This is a genomic window from Oxalobacteraceae bacterium OTU3CAMAD1 (assembly GCA_024123915.1).
Classification (GTDB): domain Bacteria; phylum Pseudomonadota; class Gammaproteobacteria; order Burkholderiales; family Burkholderiaceae_D; genus Rugamonas.
In genome coordinates this window covers 4,846,591-4,865,939 of the sequence record CP099650.1, presented here as the reverse complement: position 1 = coordinate 4,865,939, position 19,349 = coordinate 4,846,591, and the positions used below count along the sequence as shown (strand labels likewise).

Here is a 19,349-nt window from a genome sequence, read left to right as displayed (position 1 = left end):
GGCATGGCGGCGCCGGCGCATGGCGCCCGCGTGGCGTCGATCGACGTGATGCGCGGGTTGGTGATGATGGTGATGATGCTCGATCACGTGCGCGAGCGGTTCTTCCTGCGCTGGCCCGTGCCCGATCCGATGGACATCGCGACGATCGAACCGGCGCAGTTCTTCGGCCGTTTCGCCGCGCACTTCTGCGCGCCGATCTTTGTGTTCCTTACCGGGTTGTCGGCCTGGCTGTATGCGCATCCTGCCAGCGGGCCGCGTTCGGCCACCGGCTTCCTGCTCAAGCGCGGCCTGTTCCTGGTGGCGCTGGAGATCTTCGTCATCAATGTCTCCTGGAGCGGGCGTTTTCCGCCGCCCACAATTTACCTGCAGGTGATCTGGGCGATCGGCTTATCGATGATCGCGCTGGCGCTGCTGCATCGGCTGCCGCGCAAGGTGCTGGTGGCGCTGGGGTTGATCATCGTGTTCGGGCATAACCTGCTGACGCCGATCTCGTTCGAGCCGGGTAGCTGGGGCTTCGTCCCCTGGACGATCCTGCATGACCGTGGATACCTTGTGGCGGAAGGCGCGCTGAAGATCAAGATCAGTTATCCGCTGCTGCCGTGGATCGGCGTGATTTTGCTGGGCTATGCGGCCGGCCCGTGGTACGCCAGGTCGGAGCTGCCGGCGCATCGCCGCAAGACGCTGCTGATCGCCGGTTGCGTGTCGATGGCGTTGCTGCTGGTGTTGCGTGGGCTGAATATCTACGGCGAGACGCTCGACTGGGTGCCAGGCGAGACGGCGGTAAGGACGGTGATGTCGTTCCTGAACGTGACCAAATATCCGCCGTCGCTGGCGTTCCTGCTGATCACGGTGGGGGGCGCCTGTCTGGTACTGGCCTGGCTGGAAGCGCGCGACAACGGCTTTTTGCGCGTGGCCGCCGTGTTTGGCGGGGTGCCGATGTTCTACTATCTGCTGCACCTGTTCACGCTGCTGTTCCTGCAGGAAGCGGCGCTGGCGCTGTTGGGCGCCAACTACGGCGGGCGCTACGAGTTCGACAACTATTGGGCGGTGTGGGTGATGTCGGCGGCGTTGATACCGCTGATGTACTGGCCGTGCAAGGCGTTCGGCCAATTCAAGCGCCGCACGACCATGGGTTGGGTTAAGTACCTGTAACTTGCCCCGGCGCGGCTCGACAATCTATAACACGTAGGGCGGATTAGCGAAGCGTAATCCGCCATGCATGCTCAGTCGGCGGCTCATAGATGGCGGATTACGGCGTTCCGCCTCTTAAGGCCTACCGGCCAGGTAGGCCGCCGCTTCGATAGGCCCCCGGGGCGGATTGGCGGGCCTGGCCCGCCAATCCGCCCTACGTGTCCCCTCGACGGATCAGGCGGCCAGCGGCAGCTTGGTGACCACCGGCGTTTTGAACTCGAAACGCTTGATCTCGCCCACCATCAGCACATAGCACAGGATGGCGACGGCGGCGTTGGCGCCGACGTACACCAGCGCGCCGGCGAACGAGCCGGTTTCCTGCAGGATGTAGCCGATCACGATCGGCGTGGTGATGCCCGCCGTGTTGCCGAAGGTGTTGAACAAGGCGCCGCTCAGGCCGCCTGCTTCCTTCGGCGACGTGTCCGCCACCACGGCCCAGCCCAGCGCCCCGATCCCTTTGCCGAAGAACGCCAGCGACATCACGGTGATGACCAGCCAGTCGGTTTCAACGTAATTGCAGATGATCATCGACATCGCCAGCAGCAGGCCGCAGACGATCGGCGTCTTGCGCGCCACCGACAGCGAGAAGCCGCGCTTGATCAGACGGTCCGAGATCACGCCGCCCAGCACGCCGCCGAGGAATCCGGCCACCGCAGGCAGCGCAGCGACAAAGCCGGCTTTCAAAATCGTCATGTGACGCTCGGTCACCAGGTAGACCGGGAACCAGGTCAGGAAGAAATAGGTCAGCGTGTTGATGCAATACTGGCCGATGTAGACGCCCAGCAGCATGCGGTTGCCCAGCAGCTGGCGGATCGCCGAGCCGGTGTCCAGCTTGGTCGTGGCGACGGCTTTATCCTTGCTTTCCAGATCGATCAGCGCGCCGCCTTCCTTGATATAGGCCAGCTCCGCCGCGTTGATGCGCGGATGGTCCTTCGGGCCATAGATCATCTTGAGCCAGAGGAAGGACATCAGGATGCCCAGTCCGCCCATGACGTAGAACACGCTTTCCCAGCCGTGGGTGTGGACCAGCCAGCCCATCAACGGCCCGAACAGCACGGTGGCGAAGTATTGCGCCGAGTTGAAGATGGCGGCGGCCGTGCCGCGCTCGTTGGTTGGGAACCAGGACGAGGCCAGCCGGCTGTTGCCGGGGAAGGAGGGCGCCTCGGACGCGCCGACGGCCAATCGCAGGCAGAACAGCGCGGTCAGCGCGGCGGCGCCGGTCAGGAAGCCGACGGTTCCCATCAGCATGGTGAACAGCGACCACATGAAGATGCTGAAGAAATAGGTGATCTTGGTGCCGAAGCGGTCGAGCAGCCAGCCGCCCGGCAATTGCGCCAGCACGTAGGACCAGGCAAAGGCCGAAAATACATAGCCCATCTGCACCGGCGACAGGCCCAGCAGCTTTTTCAGCTCTGGGCCGGCGATGGCGATGGTGGCGCGGTCGGCGTAATTGATGGTGGTGACTGCGAACAGAATGGCCAGAATGAGCCATCGTACCCGCGTGGCTGGTGCTTGCTGCGTCGTCATGCGATCTCCTTGCTGATGTTGTGTGCGCAGATAATAGCGCAGATATCAGACATCATACAACCGGATATCTCAAATATGTATAGCGGTTACACGTTACTGTAGCGCGAGCAACTAAATTCAAATAAATCAAGTAGTTAAACGTTTTCCATTGTTGATTTTAGTTGTACGATGACGTATGTGAGTGAAGCGAAGCGTTTATTGAAGGTCAACCTGTCCGGCGCGGCGGTGTTGAGCGGGAAGGGTGGGGTGCGCAGCTAGTCCGGCCCCGGGCGGGATCGGAATTGACGTGGCATAGCCACCGTGCGACGATGCCGCATGAGCAGCCTGTTTGAATGTAATGTACTTGCGCCGGCCTGGCTGTGCCACCATCGCGATCTTCTGATCTACCTGGTGCCGTCCCTGCTGCTGGCGCTGCTGATCCGCGCCTTGTCGGCGCGGCATCCCTTCTTTTTCCTCTTCACCTTGGCCGGCACCATCTGCCACGAACTGGCGCATTTCGTCGCCGCCAAGCTGACCGGCGCCCGCCCGGCGGCGTTCACGGTGATACCGCGCCGGGTCGGACAGGGCTGGGAATTGGGTTCGGTGCGCCTGACGCGGGTGCGCTGGTACAACGCGGCGCCGTCCGCGCTGGCGCCATTTGTGGTGGTGGTGCTGCCGTTCCTGGTGGCATGGTGGCGCACCCGTTACGGCCTGCATTTCCAGTGGATCGACGTGGCGCTGGCGTTCGCCGTGGCGCCGCAGTTCCTGGCCTTTTGGCCGTCCCACGTCGACTGGAAAATCTCGCTGCGGTCGTGGCCCTATTTGCCGATCGTCGGCGCCGGCTGGTGGGTGGCCGGCGTCACGGGCCTGACTAGTGGTGCATGGCTGCCGTATTGAGCGGCTTGACCGGCGCGTCCACCACGATCTTGCTGCGCACCTTCTGCGCGTTTTCTATCTCCAAGGTCAAGGGCACAGTGGCCCCTTCCTTCAGCGGTTGCTTCAAATCCAGCAACATCAGGTGGTAGCCGCCGGGGCTGAGCTTGACCGCTTTGCCGGCCGGCAGCTCCAGCGCGGTGACTTCGCGCATGCGCATCACATCGTCGACCATTTTCATTTCATGCATTTCGACCACGCCGGCGGCCGGCGAGCTGGCGCCGACCAGCTTGGCGCCTTGCGTCGAAGTCAGGGTCATGAAGGCGCCGGTGGCTTTTTGCGCGGCGACGGTGGCGCGCACCCACGGTTCGCCGACGGTCACCTGGGCCAGGGCGGGGAGGGCTGCGAGCAGCAGCAGGGAGAGCAGTTTTTTCATTGGAATAGTCCTTTCAGGAAGCTGGTTGGTCGTGCGGGAGCCATCAGTTTGCGCAGGTCGTCCGCGCATTGCTGGGCTGGTTGGTCATGTTTGAAGGCGAGCCGGATCTTGCTGTCGGCGTCGAACACGTAGGTGATGGCGGTGTGGTCCATCGTGTACGAGCTGCCGCTGGGGACCTTGCGATAAAAGATCTTGAAGTCGGCGGCGGCCTTGGCGGTCTGCGCGAGGTTGCCGCGCACGCTGACGAAGGTCGGATCGAAGGCGCGCATGTATTCGGCCAGCAGCGGTCCGGTGTCGCGTTCGGGGTCGACGGTGGCGAAGACGATTTGCAGCTTGTTGCCGTCGGCGCCCAGCAGGCGTTTGATTTCGACGGCGCGCGACAGCGCCGTCGGGCAGACGTCCGGGCATTGCGTGAAGCCGAAGAACAGCATCACGTATTTGCCTTTGAAGTCGCGCAGCGAGGCCGGCTTGCCGTCGGCGTAAAACAGCTGGTAGTCCGGGCCGATGGCGGCGCCGGTGACGTCGATGCCGTTAAAGGCCGGTGCGGCCATGCTTGGCGCGACCGTGACCAGCATGGCCGCGAGCGTGGAAATGAAATATCGTCGTTGCATGGATATCCTGTCGATGATGAAAAGGCGTGCGCACGCTCGGCACCCACGTGGGGCGGGCGGCATATCGTGCGCGTCAAGCGAGAGTCAGGACAGCGACGGCGGGCCGCGTGGCTTGGCGCCGGACCAGGCGGCCAGCGGGGAGGGCGACAGATACTCGAGGGATGGATAGACGTCATGGCCGTCGAGCAGCGCGACCAGAACCGGGATGGATGGCGGCGGCGCGGCCGGCGTCGCGTGGGTCGCGCAAAACACGCAATGCTTCATGCCGGCGGCCGGCATGTCCTGCGTGCGCTTGGCCGGGGTGGCGCTGCAAATGTCCAGCGTCAGCGGATCGCGCAGCAGCGTCGACATCGCTTGGCCGAGCGCCGGCGTCAACAAGTTCAGCAAGATCGCAATGCAGACGATCAGGCTGGTGCGGCGCCGGTGTTTGAAGAGGTTACCCATGTGCCAATTATAGGTGAAAACGGGCCGGCGCCCATTCACTCGATCTTTTTTACCAGGCCCACGTAGAGTCGCCGCGCGACGAAATGGTCGAATCCGGCCTGGCGGAAGGTGCTGGTGTCGGTCGTATAGGTGCGCCTGCCGCCATCGAAAATATCGTTGGCGTTGACGGTCAGGCTCAGCGTGCTGGTCATCGCGTGCTTCCAGCTCAGATTGACGCTGCTGGTGGCGCCAAACCGGCCGAGCGGGGAGATGCCCGCCGACTGGCCATGCGCGTCGAGCGACAGGTTGTCCTGTGCGGCGCTGTACGCCGCCCTCAGGTTGATGTAGCCGGCGATGTCGTTTTGGCGCACGAGACCGGAGAGGTCCGGCGTCCGAAGCGTCACGCGATAGGCGCCGCCATCCATGCCCAACCGCAGCTTGGCGTCCGGCGTCCAGGTGACTGCGCCGGTGAGTCCGGTAGAGCTGGCCTGTCCGCCGTTCTGCTTCGAGGTGACGATCACATTGTCGGCGAAACTGCGCGCATCGGTCACCGTATTGCCGCTGGTGCGATAGAAGGCGTTAAGACTGGTGGTGAATTGCGCGGCGCTCGTATCGGTGCCGATCTCCCAGGACGTCAGTTGTTGCGGCCTCAGGGCGGGGTTGCCACGGCTCAGGTTTTGCGCATCGACATAGGTGGTGAACGGGTTGAGATCGCGCGGATCGGGCATCTGCAGGCTGCGGCGGTAGCTGAGCGTCAGGTCGGTCTTGTCGCTCATGGCATATCGCAGGTGGAGGCTGGGGTTGAACGCCTGCCAATGCCGCGTTTGCGCGATGCCTCCCGCCGGACGCACGCGTAGCGCCATCCGCTCCGCCCGTCCGCCCAGCAGCGCTTCCCATTTGCCGTGCGTGATATGGTCGGTCAGATAAGCGGCCGATACGGTGGACGTCACGGCATAGCCGTTGGTGGTGGCGGGATCGGGTGTCTCCGCGCCTGTCGCGGCATCGATGGACGCCTGATAGTTGTCGATGTTGTCGACTTTGTCCTGGATATCCAGGCCCATGCCCAGCTTGCCGTACTCCGACGGGCGGCTCCAGTCGAGGGTGGCCTGATTCAGGCGGCGCGTCAACCTGGTGGCGCCGCGACTGTAGTCCGTGGGGCGCACCGGTGAAACGAACACGTCGCGGTAGGACTTGTCGATCAAGCCCTTCGTATCGCTGTGCTGGAGCATCGCCTTGAGCGCCGTGCCGCCGTCCTGATGGCTGTAGTTCAGGCTGGCGCTGCCGTCGGACTGCTCGTTGGGGCCGGTGGAGATGCGGTGATAGACGGTCTCGCCGGCGCCGCTACGGTTCTCGTTGAGCACGTCGAACACGGGACGCGAGCGGCGCTCGTTATATTTCGTCGACAGGCTCAGGCTGTCGGTTTCGCTGAGAGCGTAGTCGACGCCCAGGCCCGCGCTTTGGACGGTGCGGCGGACGAAGACTTCCGACGTCTGCCGTGTTCGCCGCGTCTCGCCGGTGAAGGGATTAGTCCAGTCCACCGTCGATTCGCGGATTTTGTCCGTGCCGTCGTGGCGCAGCGCCAGGCTGCCGTGCACGCTGATGTTCTTGTTGGTCACGTCGCCCGACGCGCCCACGTTCCACAGGCCGTGATCCGCTGCGCTGCCCTGTATCTGGGCGCGGGCCCCGGGCTTGCGGTTGCGCTTCAACACGATATTGAGGATGGCGCCACCATTGGCGTTGTAGGCGGCGGACGGATTGGTGATCACTTCCACGCTGGCGACGTCGGCGCCGCTCATGGTCTGCAGCGCCGTCGCCCGTTCATCGGCCGACCCGGACATCATCGCCGTCGGCTTGCCGTTGATCAGGACCGTGACCTGCGCATTGCCTTTGACCGAAATTTGCCCGTCGGCCGACACCGATACCTCGGGTGTCGATTGCAAAACATCCTGGGTGGTGCCATTTGCCGCCCTCGGCATGTCCGACACGTCATAGACGGTCTTGTCGAGTTTTTTGATGACCGCTTCTTTTTTGGCTGTGACGGTGACCGTCGCTGTCGGGGGCAATGGAGATTCTTCCTGGGCGTGAGCTGCCGTCGGTAGCGCAATGAGAATGCGGAGCGCGAATCGCATCCGACGCGTTAAGGCTTTCAACAGAGCCAGCTGAGTAATCGATTTGAGGGGCATGATCAAGCTTGATTGCGACGAAGATAGCAAGGATGCGACAAATGTCGCATTCGGTCAAGTCTGACATTCCGACACGATCTGAACTATAGAGATGGAAAAAATCCCCCGAGTGAGATTGTGAGGAATTGTTATATCTGCAATCTAGTATGCTGCGTGTCTATCAATGAATACAGGCACGGCAGTTTTGACGGCTGCCTCTGGCGAGGATTTTTATGTTGAAAGAAGTAGGACGGCTTTGTTTTTTCGCGTTCGTGGCGGCGACAGCCGTGGCCTGTTCGCGCCATGACTCGATAGCCAACGCCATATTCGATGACTTCGACGAGTCCGATCGGCGCACGGTCGATTTGGACCGCGCGCTTCCACGGCCGTGGAAAAGAGTCTGCATGTTCGGCCCCTATACTGATAACGCCACAACCGACGAGACACTCGGCTTCAAGTGGAACAGCCAAAAGTTTTCCGAGGTCTGGAAAGATGAGGGCGCCACGCTGCTTGTGTTCGTCGCTGCGGATGAAAAGGTGGCGTTCTTTACAGACTATCGACGGAGCAGGGGCGACTTTTCGAACCTGAGCAGGCAGTGTTTTGAACGGTTGGACGCGAGGTTCGAGCATGTGCCCAAGCCAGCGAAGGGGCGTCCGGGCCTGTACCCAATCAAGTAAGGATAGCCGCCGCTAGTCGATCGCGCAAGAAAAAAGCCGCCACCGTTTTCACGATGGCGGCTTTTCGCGGCGACGCTTTGGATTACTTCAGCGCCAGATATTCCCGCTTGTCGCTGCCGAGTGCCGGCGCGGCTTTGTGGCTGCCCAGGTTGAAGATGCGCACCACCTGCTCCAGTTCGTGCGCCTGGTCTTGCAGCGCGTGCGCTGCGGCGGCCGCTTCTTCCACCAGCGCGGCGTTCTGCTGCGTGACCTGGTCCATCTGGGCGATCGCTTCGTGCACCTGGCCGATGCCGGCGCGCTGCTCTTCGCTGGCGCTGCTGATCTCGGACATGATGTCGGTCACGCGGCGCACGCTGTCGACCACTTCCTGCATCGTCGTGCCGGCCTGTTCGACCTGGCGGCTGCCGATGTCGACCTTGCTGACGGAGTCGTCGATCAGCGCCTTGATTTCCTTGGCGGCGGTGGCCGAGCGCTGCGCCAGGTTGCGCACCTCGGAGGCGACGACCGCGAAGCCGCGGCCTTGTTCGCCGGCGCGGGCCGCTTCGACGGCCGCGTTCAGCGCCAGGATGTTGGTCTGGAAGGCGATGCCGTCGATGACCGAGATGATGTCGACGATCTTGCGCGACGATTGGTTGATCGAACCCATCGTGTCGACCACTTGCGCGACGACCTCGCCACCCTTGGCGGCGATGCCCGAGGCGGCCAGCGCCATCTGGTTGGCCTGGGCGGCGTTGTCGGCGTTTTGCTTGACGGCGCTGCTGAGCTGCTCCATCGACGCGGCGGTCTCTTCCAGGCTCGACGCCTGTTCCTCGGTGCGCGACGACAGGTCCAGGTTGCCGCTGGCGATTTCGCTCGAGGCGGTGGTGATCTGCTCGGCGCCGGTGCGCACCTGGCCGACGACGTTCGACAGGTTGCTGCTGATGCCGTTCAGGGCGCGCAGCACCAGGCCGATTTCATCCTTGTTGTGGATTTCCAGATGCACGTCCAGGTCGCCCTGGGCGATGCGGGTGGCCGCATCCTCGGCGCGGCCCAGCGGACGCGAAACCACGGCGCGCACCAGCAGGAACAGCACGCCGGCGAAGATCAGCAGCGCGGTCAGGCCGAGCGCGGCGTAGGTGTTGCGCAAGGTCGCGGCCTCGCGGGTGATTTCCTCGGTGTAGGTGCCGCCGACGATAAGCCAGTTCCAATCCTTGAAGGTCTTGAATTCGACCATTTTCTCGCGCGGCTCCTTGCCGTCGGCGTCCGGCCAGTCGTAGAGCATGCTGCCTTCCTTGGCCTTGAGCATTTCCTGGATGAACAGGCGGCCGTCGGCGCTCTTGCGCTCGAACAGGTTTTCGCCTTCGCGCGAGCGGTGGATCAGCATCTTGCCCTGGTCCTTGCCCGGCGCCGCGTTCAGCACGTAGATATAGCCGGTATCGCCGATGGTGATGGCCTTGATTTTTTCCTTGAGCATCGTCATGTTCTTGGAGATGTCGAGACCGATGAACAGCACGCCGATGACCTTGCCGCCGTCGTCCTTGATCGGGTCGTACTGGGTAATGTACTGCTTGCCGAACAGGGTGGCCAGGCCGATGTAGCTGTTGCCGGCGCGCAGGGGGGCGTAGCTCAGGTGGGCGTGGTCGAGCTGGGTGCCGACGGCGCGGTCGCCGTTTTCCTTCTTCAGCGAGGTGCTCACGCGCACGAACTCTTCGCCATCGGCGGCGAAGATAGTGGCGATGACGCCGGTGTCGCTGGTGAACTTGTCGGGGATGCTGAAGTCCATGTTGAGCGCCTTGCCGTCGTGGGCCAGGGTCGGTGTCGGCTTGCCGGCGATCTCGACCTTGGCGGCCGGATCGAGCGTGAACTTGCCGGCGCCGAAGCCCGCGGCGAACAGGCGCGCGAAGCTCGACGCCTCGTTGGTCATGGCGTTGTTGAACACCTCGACGGTGTTGCTGATGCCGTTGAGGGAGTTGGCGACGTTGGACTTGGCGCGTTCCTTGAGCATGGAGGAGGTGCTCAGATTAATCAGGGTCAGCAGGATTGCGAGGATCACGCTGATCAGCGCGAACGTGAAAACGGTAATCTTTGTGCCAACACCCCAGTTACGGGTATTCATAGTAAATGTGCTCATGGATCTCTTTAGAGAAAAAGTCTTGCTATTGGAATGCTCGTAGACGAGCGCGCTCCTGGGGAGCGACTGGGTAAGGCGGCTACGAAACTCAAGCGCCTCACCAGTGGAGGCGTGCGGGCACTGCCGAATCATTGCCTGGCAGGCCGTGGAATTAACTGTACTGGACAGGATGATAGCATAATTTTGCTGCAAAGCAATATGTTTTTAAGGAATCTTCGGTGTTTTTCTTTTTGAAAACAGTAACTTAAATAGAATATTTTGAGATCCGGGAAGGGCGGACGTTGTGGATTTCCCTTCAGTGGCTGGACAGAAAACGATTTTCAGTTACTCTTAAGCTTGTACAGGGAAACTCTGGCTTCACGATGCCGTGGCGCGGCTGCTATCCTGTAGAATAAAATTGTGCGGTTTATCACCTCCGCATGACCGCATGACCGAATTGCGTTACCGATAAATGAGTTATTACGTTCCGGAGTAAAGCCGATGAAGAAGCAAATGCTGTTGGTGGCCATGATGTCGGCCCTGTCAGTCCAGGCCGGCGCAGCCGTGCCGGAAAAAGCGGCAGATACCCCACTCAAGCCCCAGGCGGGCCAAACCCAGGCGGCCGTTTGGGCGTCCCGGGTGCTGGGCAAGTTACATTACAAGGCCGTGCCGCTCGACGATGCGATGTCCGAAAAGATCTTCGACCGCTACTTCAAGTCGCTCGACTCCGAAAAGCTGTTCTTCACGCAGGCCGACGTCGACCAGTACGCCATCGTGCGCACCCGTCTCGACGACGCCATCAACGGCGAGAACCTGAGCGTGCCGTTCGCCATCTTCAACCTGTACCAGCAGCGCCTGAACGAGCGCATCGCCTATGCACGCGAGCTGGTCAAGACCGCCAAGTTCGAATTCAACTCCGACGAGAGTTACCAATACGACCGCGAAAAGGCCGAATGGACCAAGAGCGAGGCCGAGGTCAAGGACCTGTGGCGCAAGCGCGTCAAGAACGAGTGGCTGCGCCTGAAACTGGCCGGCAAGGATGACAAGAGCATCCGCGAGACGCTCGACAAGCGCTACGAGAACTACCTGATCCCGTCGCGCAAGCCGACCAACGAGGACGTGTTCCAGATCTTCATGAACGCCTACGCGATGTCGATCGAGCCGCACACCAATTACCTGGGCCCGCGCGCGGCCGAGAACTTCGACATCGCCATGCGCCTGTCGCTCGAGGGCATCGGTTGCGTGCTGCAAAGCCGCGACGACTATACCGTCGTGCGCGAGGTGGTGCCGGGCAGCCCGGCCGGCCTGTCGGGCAAGATCAAGGTCGGCGACAAGATCGTCGCCGTCGCCAAGGACGAGAAAACCCCGCTGACCGAGGTCATGGGCTGGCGCCTGGACGATGTCGTCGCGCTCATTCGCGGGCCCAAGGATTCGACCGTCAAGCTGGAGATCATCCCGGCCGACGCCGGCCCGGACGGCAAGCATTCCTTCGTCTCGCTGGTGCGCCAGAAGATCAGCATGGAAGAGCAGTCGGCCAAGAAGACCATCTACGAGGTCAAGGACGGCAACACCAAGCGCCGCGTCGGCGTCATCGCGCTGCCGACGTTCTACCAGGACTTCGAAGCGCGCCGCAAGAACGAGAAGGACTTCAAGAGCGCCACGCGCGACGTCGCCCGCCTGCTGGCCGAGTTGAAGAAGGATAAGGTCGACAACGTGCTGATCGACCTGCGCAACAACGGCGGCGGTTCGCTCAACGAGGCGGTCGAACTGACCGGCCTGTTCATCGACAAGGGGCCGGTGGTGCAGCAGCGCACCGCCGACAACAAGGTCGAAGTGGAAAGCGACACCAACGCCGGCATGGCGTGGGACGGCCCGATGGGCGTGCTGATCAATCGCGGCTCGGCCTCGGCGTCGGAGATTTTCGCGGCGGCGATCCAGGATTACGGCCGCGGCATCATCATCGGCGAGCCAAGCTTCGGCAAGGGCACCGTGCAAACCCTGTTCGGCCTGGACCGTTTCTCGCAGAGCGAGAAGGTCAAGTACGGCGAGCTGAAGTTCACCGTGGCGCAGTTCTTCCGCATCAACGGCGGCACCACGCAGCTGCGCGGCGTCACGCCGGACATCAAGCTGCCGACGATGTCGGACGCCGATTCCTTCGGCGAATCGAGCTACGACAACGCTTTGCCGTGGACCTCGATCAAGCCGGCGATCTACATTCCGGCCGGCGAGCTGAAGGAAATCGTGCCGATGCTGGACAAACGCCATGACGCCCGCGTCGCCAAGGACAAGGACTTCCAGTACCTGGCCGAGGATATCGCCCTGGTCAAGAAGCAGCGCAAGGAAAACTCGATCTCGCTGAATGAAACCGTGCGCCGCAAGGAGCGCGAGCAGCAAGAGGCGCGCGCCAAGCTGCGCGAGGCCCGTCTGCTGTCCAACACGCCGGGCGCCGATGATCCGATCCTGGTGCCCGATCCGAAGGACGCGCTGAACAAGGCGATTTCGGCCAAGCCTGCCAGCGGCAAGACGGCGCCGGTGCCGAAGGTGGCGGGCGTGCGCGGCGCGCTGCGCAGCGACGACGGCCTGCAAGGCGCCGAACGTTCGCTGGCGGCCGAGCTGGAAGCGGAAAAAGCCGCCAAGGCGGCCAAGGATGTACTGCTGAACGAAGCGGTACACATCCTGGCGGACGAGGTGGGCTTGCTCAAGACCGATACGCGCATGGCATCGCGCGTGTTGCCTTACGCTGCGGATCCGAAGTAATCCGGCAGCGTATTGCCGCAGAGATACATGTTATGCCTTTGGTGAATATCCACCATTATGAAGATAAATTGGATATATATTGGACCCTAAGGCATCATTCTTCTGTCTCCTCTATTCTCCTCCAAGGAAATAGATTTAGCCCGCTCTCGTAGCGGGCTTTTTTTTAGGCATATAATTGCAAACTCATTAACTGAGGTTTTTATGCAATTTATTATGGCCTCGCTCGGCACGGAGATTCTTACTTCGCTGGCGATGCTTTACCTGCTGCTTGGAATGGCTTCGCTCAGCGTCGGCTGGACCTTGCGCGCCAGGCCGCAAAGCCAATTGCGGCTGCAAGTCAACTCCTGGTGGTTGATCTTTCCCGTGCTCACCGTCAGCCTGCTGCTGCATCCGGCCGGCGCCGTCTTGCTGGTGCTGGGCATCGGCGTGCTGGCCCTGCGCGAGCTGATGCCGTTCGGCGGGCCGCGCTTTGTATCGCTGGCGGCCATCGTGCTGGCCGCCGTGATCATATCGACCTATCTGCGACCGCAAGCCTTCGACGTGTTGATGCCGGCCGTGCTGGCGGTCCAGTTGCTGCTGTATTGGCGCCACCGCGCTCCGTCGATGCTGGCTTGGCTGCTGTGGCTGACCTTGTGCTACAGCTGCAGCTTCCTGATCCGCTACGACAGCTTGCCGCTGGATGCGCACCAGCGCCTGGCGTGGCTGTTCTATCTTTACGCGCTGACCGCGCTGAACGACGTTGCCCAGTTCATCAGCGGCACGGTGTTCGGGCGTCATCGCATCGCGCCCGGCATCAGCCCCAACAAGACGTGGCAGGGCCTGGCGGGCGGCGTGGCCGTCAGCTTGCTGCTGTCCCTGCTGCTGGGACGCTATCTGCATCTGGCCGACGCGCGCCATCTGGCGCTGTACGCCGTGCTGCTGTCGGTCGGCGGTTTTTGCGGCGACATGATGTTCTCCGCCGCCAAGCGCGCCTACGGCGTCAAGGATTTTTCACAACTGATTCCGGGACACGGCGGCATTCTCGACCGCGTGGACAGCCTCGTCGTCACCGCGCCCTTGCTGTATTTCCTGATCACCCACCTCAACGAAAGCACCCCATGAAAGCTGAACGCTCATTGGCATGGAACACCAGCGAATCCGGCTTCGCCTGCGACGACGGCACCCGTCTGTTTTACCGGACATGGCGACCGGCGACCCCGCGCCAGGATGGGCCGCAGCGGGCGCTGGTCTTTCTGCATCGCGGCCACGAGCACTCCGGCCGCATCCAGCCGCTGGTGGAACAGTTCGGCTTTACGCAGGACTGGGCGTTCGCCTGGGATGCGCGCGGCCATGGGTATTCGCCGGGCGAGCGGGGCGACGCGCCCAGCTTCGAGACGTTGGTTGGCGACTTCGACGGCTTTATCCGCCATATCGTCGCCACGTATGGCATCGCCATCGAGAATATTCTTGTTGTGGCCAACAGCGTCGGCGCGGTGATCGCGGCGACCTGGCTGCACGACTACGCGCCACGCGTGCGGGGCGTCATCATGGCGGCGGCCGCATTCGAGATCAAACTGTATGTGCCATTGGCCAAGCCGGCGCTGCGCTTCGCGCGCCGCTTCAAGCCGGAACTGTTCGTCACCAGCTATATCCGGCCCGGCATGCTGACGCACTCGCCGCAAGAGGCGGCCGCCTATGGCGCCGATCCGCTGATCGCCAAGGCCATCTCGGCCTGCGTGCTGCTCGGCCTGGCGGACACGGCCAAACGCATCGTCGAGGACGCCGCCGCCATCGATACGCCCATCCTGATGCTGGCCGCCGGCAAGGACTTCGTCGTGAAGGAGGGGCCGCAGCAAAACTTCTACGAGCGTCTGAGCTCGCCGCTGAAACGCTACGTGCGCCTGCCGGAAGCCTTCCATGCCTTGTTCTACGAGCAGGACACCACGGTGGCGCTGGACGAGAGCCGCCGCTTCGTCGACGCCTGTTTCGCCCGCGCGCCCACCCCCGGGTCGTACTATCTGACCGCCGACCGCGACAGCCACAGCGCGCGCCGCTACGCCGCGCTGAAGGCCGGCCAAAGCTGCGGCGCACTGACCAAGGCCTGGTTCGGACTGCAACGCGTCATGCTCGGAATGATGGGGCCGGTCAGCGACGGCATGAAGATCGGTTTGCGGCACGGCTTCGATTCCGGCGCCTCGCTCGACTACGTCTACCGTAACCAGGAGGGCGGCCGCTTCGTGTTCGGCAAGATCATGGACCGGGGTTACCTTGACGCGGTCGGGTGGCGCGGCATCCGCCAGCGCAAGCGCCAGTTGCAGCGAATGCTGGAGGAGCGCATCGCCGCCCATCAGGGCGCCGCGCCGTTGCGCATCCTCGACGTCGCCGCCGGTTCGGGCCGTTACGTGCTGGAGAGCGTGAAGCGTTTCCAGGACAAGAACATCGAAGTCACTTTACGCGACTTCACCCAGCACAACCTCGACCAGGCGCGCGCGCTGGCGGAGCAGTTGCAATTGAACGCCAGGGTTGAGTACCAACTGCGCGACGCCTTCAGTCCCGACAGCTACAAGGTCGCCGAGGGGCAATACGATATCGTGGTGGTTTCCGGCTTGTATGAACTGTTCAGCGAGAATGCGCCGGTGTCGGCCTCGTTGCAGGGCGTCTTCAGTGTGCTGCGCGATGGCGGCTATCTGATCTACACCGGCCAGCCCTGGCATCCGCAGCTGGACATGATCGCGCTGACCTTGACCAGCCATCGCGGCACGCCGTGGCAGATGCGGCCGCGCCCACAGGCGGAGATGGACGGGCTGGTGGCCGCCGCCGGTTGCCAAAAACTCGCCACCAGCATCGGGCTGGAGGGAATCTTTACGGTGTCGCTGGCGCGGAAGCCCGCAGCGCTTGTTTCAGCCGGTTAACCACGGTCCACACCGACAACACCGCCACCAGCGACGGCACCGCGTGCAGCAGCGGCGCGGCGCTGTCGAATCCGATCAACAGCCCGAGCAGGCCGAACCAGAAGGCGCGGTCGCTCTTGCCCATCGGGCCGTCGAAGCGGCGGGCGGCGCCGACGGCGAGTGCGATCACGCCGGCAAACTCGGCGAGCAGGCCGCCGATCACCGCCAGCAGCACCACCGCCGGCGCCACGCCGGCCGCCAGCATGAACGGCAGGTACAGCGCCACGTCCGACACCTGGTCGCATAGCTCGTTGAGCAAGGTGCCGAGGCGGGTCTTTTGGCCGGTGGCGTTGGCCAGCATGCCGTCGATGGCGTTCAGCGCCATGCGCAGCAGCAGGAAGGCGGGCAATCCCAGCCACAGCCCGGCGCAATGCGGTTGCAAGGCCAGCGCCGCGCCGTAGGCGATCGACAACAGCATCGTTGCCACGGTGATCTGGTTGGGCGAGACGCGCCAGCGCACCAGCGCGCGCATCAGTGGTTGCAGCAGGCGCTGGAATTGTGGCTTCAACTGGTAGATCGAAAAACTCATTGCTGGCTGTACTCCTGATAAAGTTGGGCGACTTCGCGGCTGCGCCGGTAGCCCATCGCGCAGTGCAAATAGATGGGGCGGCCTTCGCGCGCGTGCACGGCGATGGCCTCGACGATGTGCCTGGCAGATTGCATCGTCGGCGTGTCCAGGTCCAGCAGCGGGAAGTGGCGGTAGATGTGCTGGCGCAACGCCGGTGTTTCGTTCAGCTCGTTGGCAAGGTCGATGACGACGCAGTCCGCCGGTAACCGCGCGGCTTCGGCGTTACTCAGACGTCGGCCCACCCACAACGGGCCGCCATGGTGGACGAATGGCGGGCGGCGGCGTTCGCGCAGCCGTACCAGTTGCCAGGTCAGCAGGTAGCCGGCGAGATAGGGCGCGTACAGCAGCCAGATCCACAGCGGATAGCGGCCGTCGCGCTTGCGCAGGAAATCGGCCGAGCGGGTGTGGTAGGCGCGCGCCACCAGCAGCAGGCTGGCGCACAGGTACAACCACCACGGACCGCTCAGCACGAGCCAGGCCAGCAGCGACAGGGCCGCGAGCACCGCGTAGACGAAGCTGACGGGCTTGCGAATTTCCGCCCGGGCGGCGGGCACCGGCAGCAGGCTGACCGCCAGCACGCCCAGCAGCGCGCCGCCGGCCACATCGAGCACATGGTGCTGATAGCTGAACACGGTGCTGACGGCCACCAGCACTAGCCAGCCGGCCAGTGCGGCGCGCTGCCATGCGGCGCGGACGACGGTGCGCAGGGCCGGGCAGAAGATGATGCAGTACGCCACGTGCAGCGACGGCAATTGGTTGTATGGCCGGTCCACGAGCGACAATTGCGCGAACAGCCAGGCGGGCAGGGCGGCGTCCACCACCGGTCGAGTCAGCTGGAAGCGCAACGGAAAGGCGGCGAAGATCAGGCAGGCGACAATGGTGGCGAAGGCCACGCGGCGGCTCAACGCGGAGAGTTCGCCGCGTCCGCGCACCAGCAGGAAGCTGAGCGCGAACAGCAGACCGGAGGTCATGTAGGGCAGCACCATCCACGGCACAAAGGGCAGGCCCGCTTCCCATGCCATCGCCACGCCGCCTACGCCTGACCGTTCGTGTTGGAGCTGGCCAAGATAGTTGGTCGCTGGATAGCAGATGCCGAACAGCGCCGCGTTCAGGCCCAGCGGTATCCAACGCTCGCTCGCCGCCACGTCGCCGCGATCGGCCGCGCCGGCGCCGACCAGCTGACCGGGCTCGCACGTATCGGGGGCTGGCTGGCGATACATTGCGGGAGCGTCCTTGTTAATAACTATGTAATTGTGCATTATGTCACGCATGACGCGAGCTGAGCGATACCCAAAATACGAACGCTGCATGGTGCTGGCCGGCGGCGGGTTCCGCTTCGGCTATTACCTTGGCATGCATGCGGCGGCCATCGATGCCGGCCGGGAGCCGGACCTGCTGCTGGCCACCTGCGGCGGCGCGGTCGCAGGCGCCATCATCGCCGGCTTACCCGATACGGCCTCGCGCAAGGCGTGGCTTCTTTCGCGGCCAATGTACGAGTTCCTCGGCGACATGCGCTCCAGCGACCGCGCCACGCCGTTTCGCGCGCTGCTCGATGTGGCGCGGCGGCGTCTTCAAGCTGGGCGCGCCGAGCGGCTGCCCGATCTGTTCAACGACTATCTGTTTGAGTTGCCGGCGTTGCCGCTGCCGCCGGCTGGCGCCATGAACGGCCCGGCGCTGGCCATCATCGGCGGCAAGCTGCTGTTCGGATCGCACGAAACCGGGCGGCGTCGCGACGGCCGCCACATCTACAGCGTTGCGCTGTTTTGCGGCGAACGTGCCGCCGCGTTGGCCGAGGGCTTGCCCTCGGCGATAGGCGCTGAGGGCTGGACGGACGCCGTCAAGCCGGATTTGCTCGTCGATACCGCCATGCCGGTGGCCGACGCCGCCCGCATCTCCATCGCCGACATGGTGTACTTCCGCTGCCAGAACGCGCGTGGCGCCGACTACACGGGCGGCGTGATCGACCTGTTCCCGGTCGAGCTGGCGCGCGGCCTGGCGCATCACGTCACCATGGAGATGAAGGAAGCCTACGACGAGTTGCTGGCCGCTCCCGCCTTGCGGACCGTCTTCGGCTTAGATGGCAACCGGCGGCTGCGCCACGTGCACGCGCAGCCGGTCGATGTGTGGGTGGATACCTCCGATGTCCGGCGCGTCATGCAAGGGCGCGGCGTGCGCAAGCGGGTGGACTGGCGCGGCAACCGCGTCAGGCTGGTTCCTCCGGTCAGCTACGAGCGTTATGTAGCCGATGCCGACGCGCTGTGGGATTACGGCTATCAGCGCGCGCGGGAGGCTTATGCGTTGGCGGCGCAGGGTGGCCGTCCGACGATGCGCAACAGTAGCAGGCTTAACGAGGCGACGCGATGACTGTTCAAAACGTGATGATCATCGGCGGCACCAGCGGCATCGGCCTCGGGTTGGCGCGGCACTATGCGGGGCAGGGCGCGCGCGTGGCCGTCTGTGGGCGCCATCCGGACAAGGTCGCGGGTTTGCCGCTGATGCGGGACGGCCGCGTCGCTGTGCATGCATGCGATATCGCCGACCGCGTGCAGGTGGCGGCGGTGGTGGCCGGCTTCGCGGCCAGTGGCCTGGATTTGTTGATCGTCACCGCCGGGCAGTACACCGACGCGGCGGCCATCGCGCGCGATCCCGCAGCGACGTTGCCGGTGTTGCGGGTGAATGTCGGCGGCCTTGATCACGCCTTCAGCGCGGGCGCCGGGGCGATGATGGCGCGCGGACAGGGCCACCTGGTCGCCGTCGCCTCGATCGCCGGCTTGCAGCGCGACTATCCGGGCGGCTCCGTCTACAGCGCCAGCAAGCGCGCGGCCATCGCCATCTGCGAGGCCTACCGCAAGGCGCTGGCGCCGTTCGGCATCGCGGTGACGGTCATCGTGCCCGGATACGTCGATACCGCCCGCCTGCGCGAGTTGAATGGCGGCGACGCCAGCGGCAAGCCCTTCCTGATGCCCGAGGACGAGGCCGTCCGACGCATCGCCGCCGCCGTCGCCCGGCGCGACGAACGCTACGTCTTCCCGTGGCAAATGCATGCGCTGGTGCGGTTGTTCAACCTGCTGCCGCTGGCGCTGAAGCGCCTGCGCAAGAAATGAATGTGCTGTCAAAAGATGCACG

The 19,349-nt window shown here is 63.6% G+C and carries 16 protein-coding genes; 8 read left to right on the top strand and 8 right to left on the bottom strand.

The genetic code is table 11. The features are described 5' to 3' along the window. The first annotated feature begins 3 nt into the window (after nt 1-3). Nucleotides 4-1,152: a heparan-alpha-glucosaminide N-acetyltransferase domain-containing protein gene (locus NHH88_20730; GenBank protein USX17392.1), complete on the top strand. Its 1,149-nt coding sequence runs from the start codon at nt 4-6 to the stop codon at nt 1,150-1,152. A gap of 213 nt (nt 1,153-1,365) precedes the next feature. Here the strand turns inward: NHH88_20730 and NHH88_20725 are convergent, their stop codons facing one another. Further along, on the bottom strand, nt 1,366-2,718 hold the full coding sequence (locus tag NHH88_20725) for an MFS transporter (GenBank protein ID USX12114.1): 1,353 nt from the start codon (nt 2,716-2,718) through the stop codon (nt 1,366-1,368). A gap of 315 nt (nt 2,719-3,033) precedes the next feature. On the opposite strand from NHH88_20725, the gene NHH88_20720 reads away from it, so the two are divergent. Then, complete coding sequence (locus tag NHH88_20720; GenBank protein USX12113.1) at nt 3,034-3,594, top strand: hypothetical protein; 561 nt, start codon at nt 3,034-3,036, stop codon at nt 3,592-3,594. On the opposite strand, the gene NHH88_20715 is transcribed toward NHH88_20720, so the two are convergent. The 4 genes from NHH88_20715 to NHH88_20700 all read right to left on the bottom strand — a co-directional run bounded on the left by NHH88_20715 (nt 3,569) and on the right by NHH88_20700 (nt 7,103). After that, entirely contained in the window at nt 3,569-4,006 is a 438-nt protein-coding gene (locus tag NHH88_20715; GenBank protein ID USX12112.1) for a copper chaperone PCu(A)C, read from the bottom strand. The two genes, NHH88_20720 and NHH88_20715, sit on opposite strands and share 26 nt — an antisense overlap. Next, nucleotides 4,003-4,617 (bottom strand): SCO family protein, encoded by a 615-nt coding sequence (locus NHH88_20710; GenBank protein USX12111.1) that lies wholly within the window; start codon nt 4,615-4,617, stop codon nt 4,003-4,005. Before NHH88_20710 ends, NHH88_20715 begins: the two co-directional genes overlap by 4 nt. A gap of 84 nt (nt 4,618-4,701) precedes the next feature. Beyond that, nucleotides 4,702-5,061: a DUF2946 family protein gene (locus NHH88_20705; GenBank protein USX12110.1), complete on the bottom strand. Its 360-nt coding sequence runs from the start codon at nt 5,059-5,061 to the stop codon at nt 4,702-4,704. 35 nt (nt 5,062-5,096) lie between these two features. Then, nucleotides 5,097-7,103: a TonB-dependent receptor gene (locus NHH88_20700; GenBank protein ID USX12109.1), complete on the bottom strand. Its 2,007-nt coding sequence runs from the start codon at nt 7,101-7,103 to the stop codon at nt 5,097-5,099. 332 nt (nt 7,104-7,435) lie between these two features. Here NHH88_20700 and NHH88_20695 point away from each other — a divergent pair, with 332 nt between their 5' ends. After that, entirely contained in the window at nt 7,436-7,879 is a 444-nt protein-coding gene (locus NHH88_20695; protein USX12108.1) for a hypothetical protein, read from the top strand. 82 nt (nt 7,880-7,961) lie between these two features. On the opposite strand, the gene NHH88_20690 is transcribed toward NHH88_20695, so the two are convergent. Next, complete coding sequence (locus NHH88_20690) at nt 7,962-9,989, bottom strand: Cache 3/Cache 2 fusion domain-containing protein (protein ID USX12107.1); 2,028 nt, start codon at nt 9,987-9,989, stop codon at nt 7,962-7,964. Nucleotides 9,990-10,469: 480 nt separating this feature from the next. Between NHH88_20690 and NHH88_20685 the strand changes: the two genes are divergently transcribed. The 3 genes from NHH88_20685 (at nt 10,470) to NHH88_20675 (ending at nt 15,616) form a co-directional block, all read left to right on the top strand. Then, nucleotides 10,470-12,725 carry a carboxy terminal-processing peptidase gene (locus NHH88_20685; GenBank protein USX12106.1) on the top strand — a complete coding sequence of 752 codons (2,256 nt, stop codon included), beginning with the start codon at nt 10,470-10,472 and terminating at the stop codon, nt 12,723-12,725. A gap of 201 nt (nt 12,726-12,926) precedes the next feature. Beyond that, the gene (locus tag NHH88_20680; GenBank protein ID USX12105.1) at nt 12,927-13,826 is read left to right on the top strand and encodes a phosphatidate cytidylyltransferase; all 900 of its coding nucleotides are present in this window, start codon (nt 12,927-12,929) and stop codon (nt 13,824-13,826) included. Next, nucleotides 13,823-15,616: a bifunctional alpha/beta hydrolase/class I SAM-dependent methyltransferase gene (locus tag NHH88_20675; protein USX12104.1), complete on the top strand. Its 1,794-nt coding sequence runs from the start codon at nt 13,823-13,825 to the stop codon at nt 15,614-15,616. Before NHH88_20680 ends, NHH88_20675 begins: the two co-directional genes overlap by 4 nt. Here the strand turns inward: NHH88_20675 and NHH88_20670 are convergent. Both NHH88_20670 and NHH88_20665 read right to left on the bottom strand, forming a co-directional pair. Next, entirely contained in the window at nt 15,567-16,184 is a 618-nt protein-coding gene (locus NHH88_20670; GenBank protein USX12103.1) for a CDP-alcohol phosphatidyltransferase family protein, read from the bottom strand. The genes NHH88_20675 and NHH88_20670 overlap by 50 nt on opposite strands. Continuing rightward, a complete protein-coding gene (locus tag NHH88_20665) occupies nt 16,181-17,443 on the bottom strand; it encodes a phosphatase PAP2 family protein (GenBank protein ID USX12102.1) in 1,263 nt (420 codons plus the stop codon). The genes NHH88_20670 and NHH88_20665 overlap by 4 nt, the downstream gene beginning before the upstream one ends. A gap of 88 nt (nt 17,444-17,531) precedes the next feature. Between NHH88_20665 and NHH88_20660 the strand changes: the two genes are divergently transcribed. Further along, on the top strand, nt 17,532-18,587 hold the full coding sequence (locus tag NHH88_20660) for a hypothetical protein (protein ID USX12101.1): 1,056 nt from the start codon (nt 17,532-17,534) through the stop codon (nt 18,585-18,587). Beyond that, nucleotides 18,584-19,327, top strand: coding sequence for an SDR family NAD(P)-dependent oxidoreductase (locus NHH88_20655; GenBank protein USX12100.1), 744 nt, complete (start codon nt 18,584-18,586; stop codon nt 19,325-19,327). Before NHH88_20660 ends, NHH88_20655 begins: the two co-directional genes overlap by 4 nt. Nucleotides 19,328-19,349: the final 22 nt, after the last annotated feature.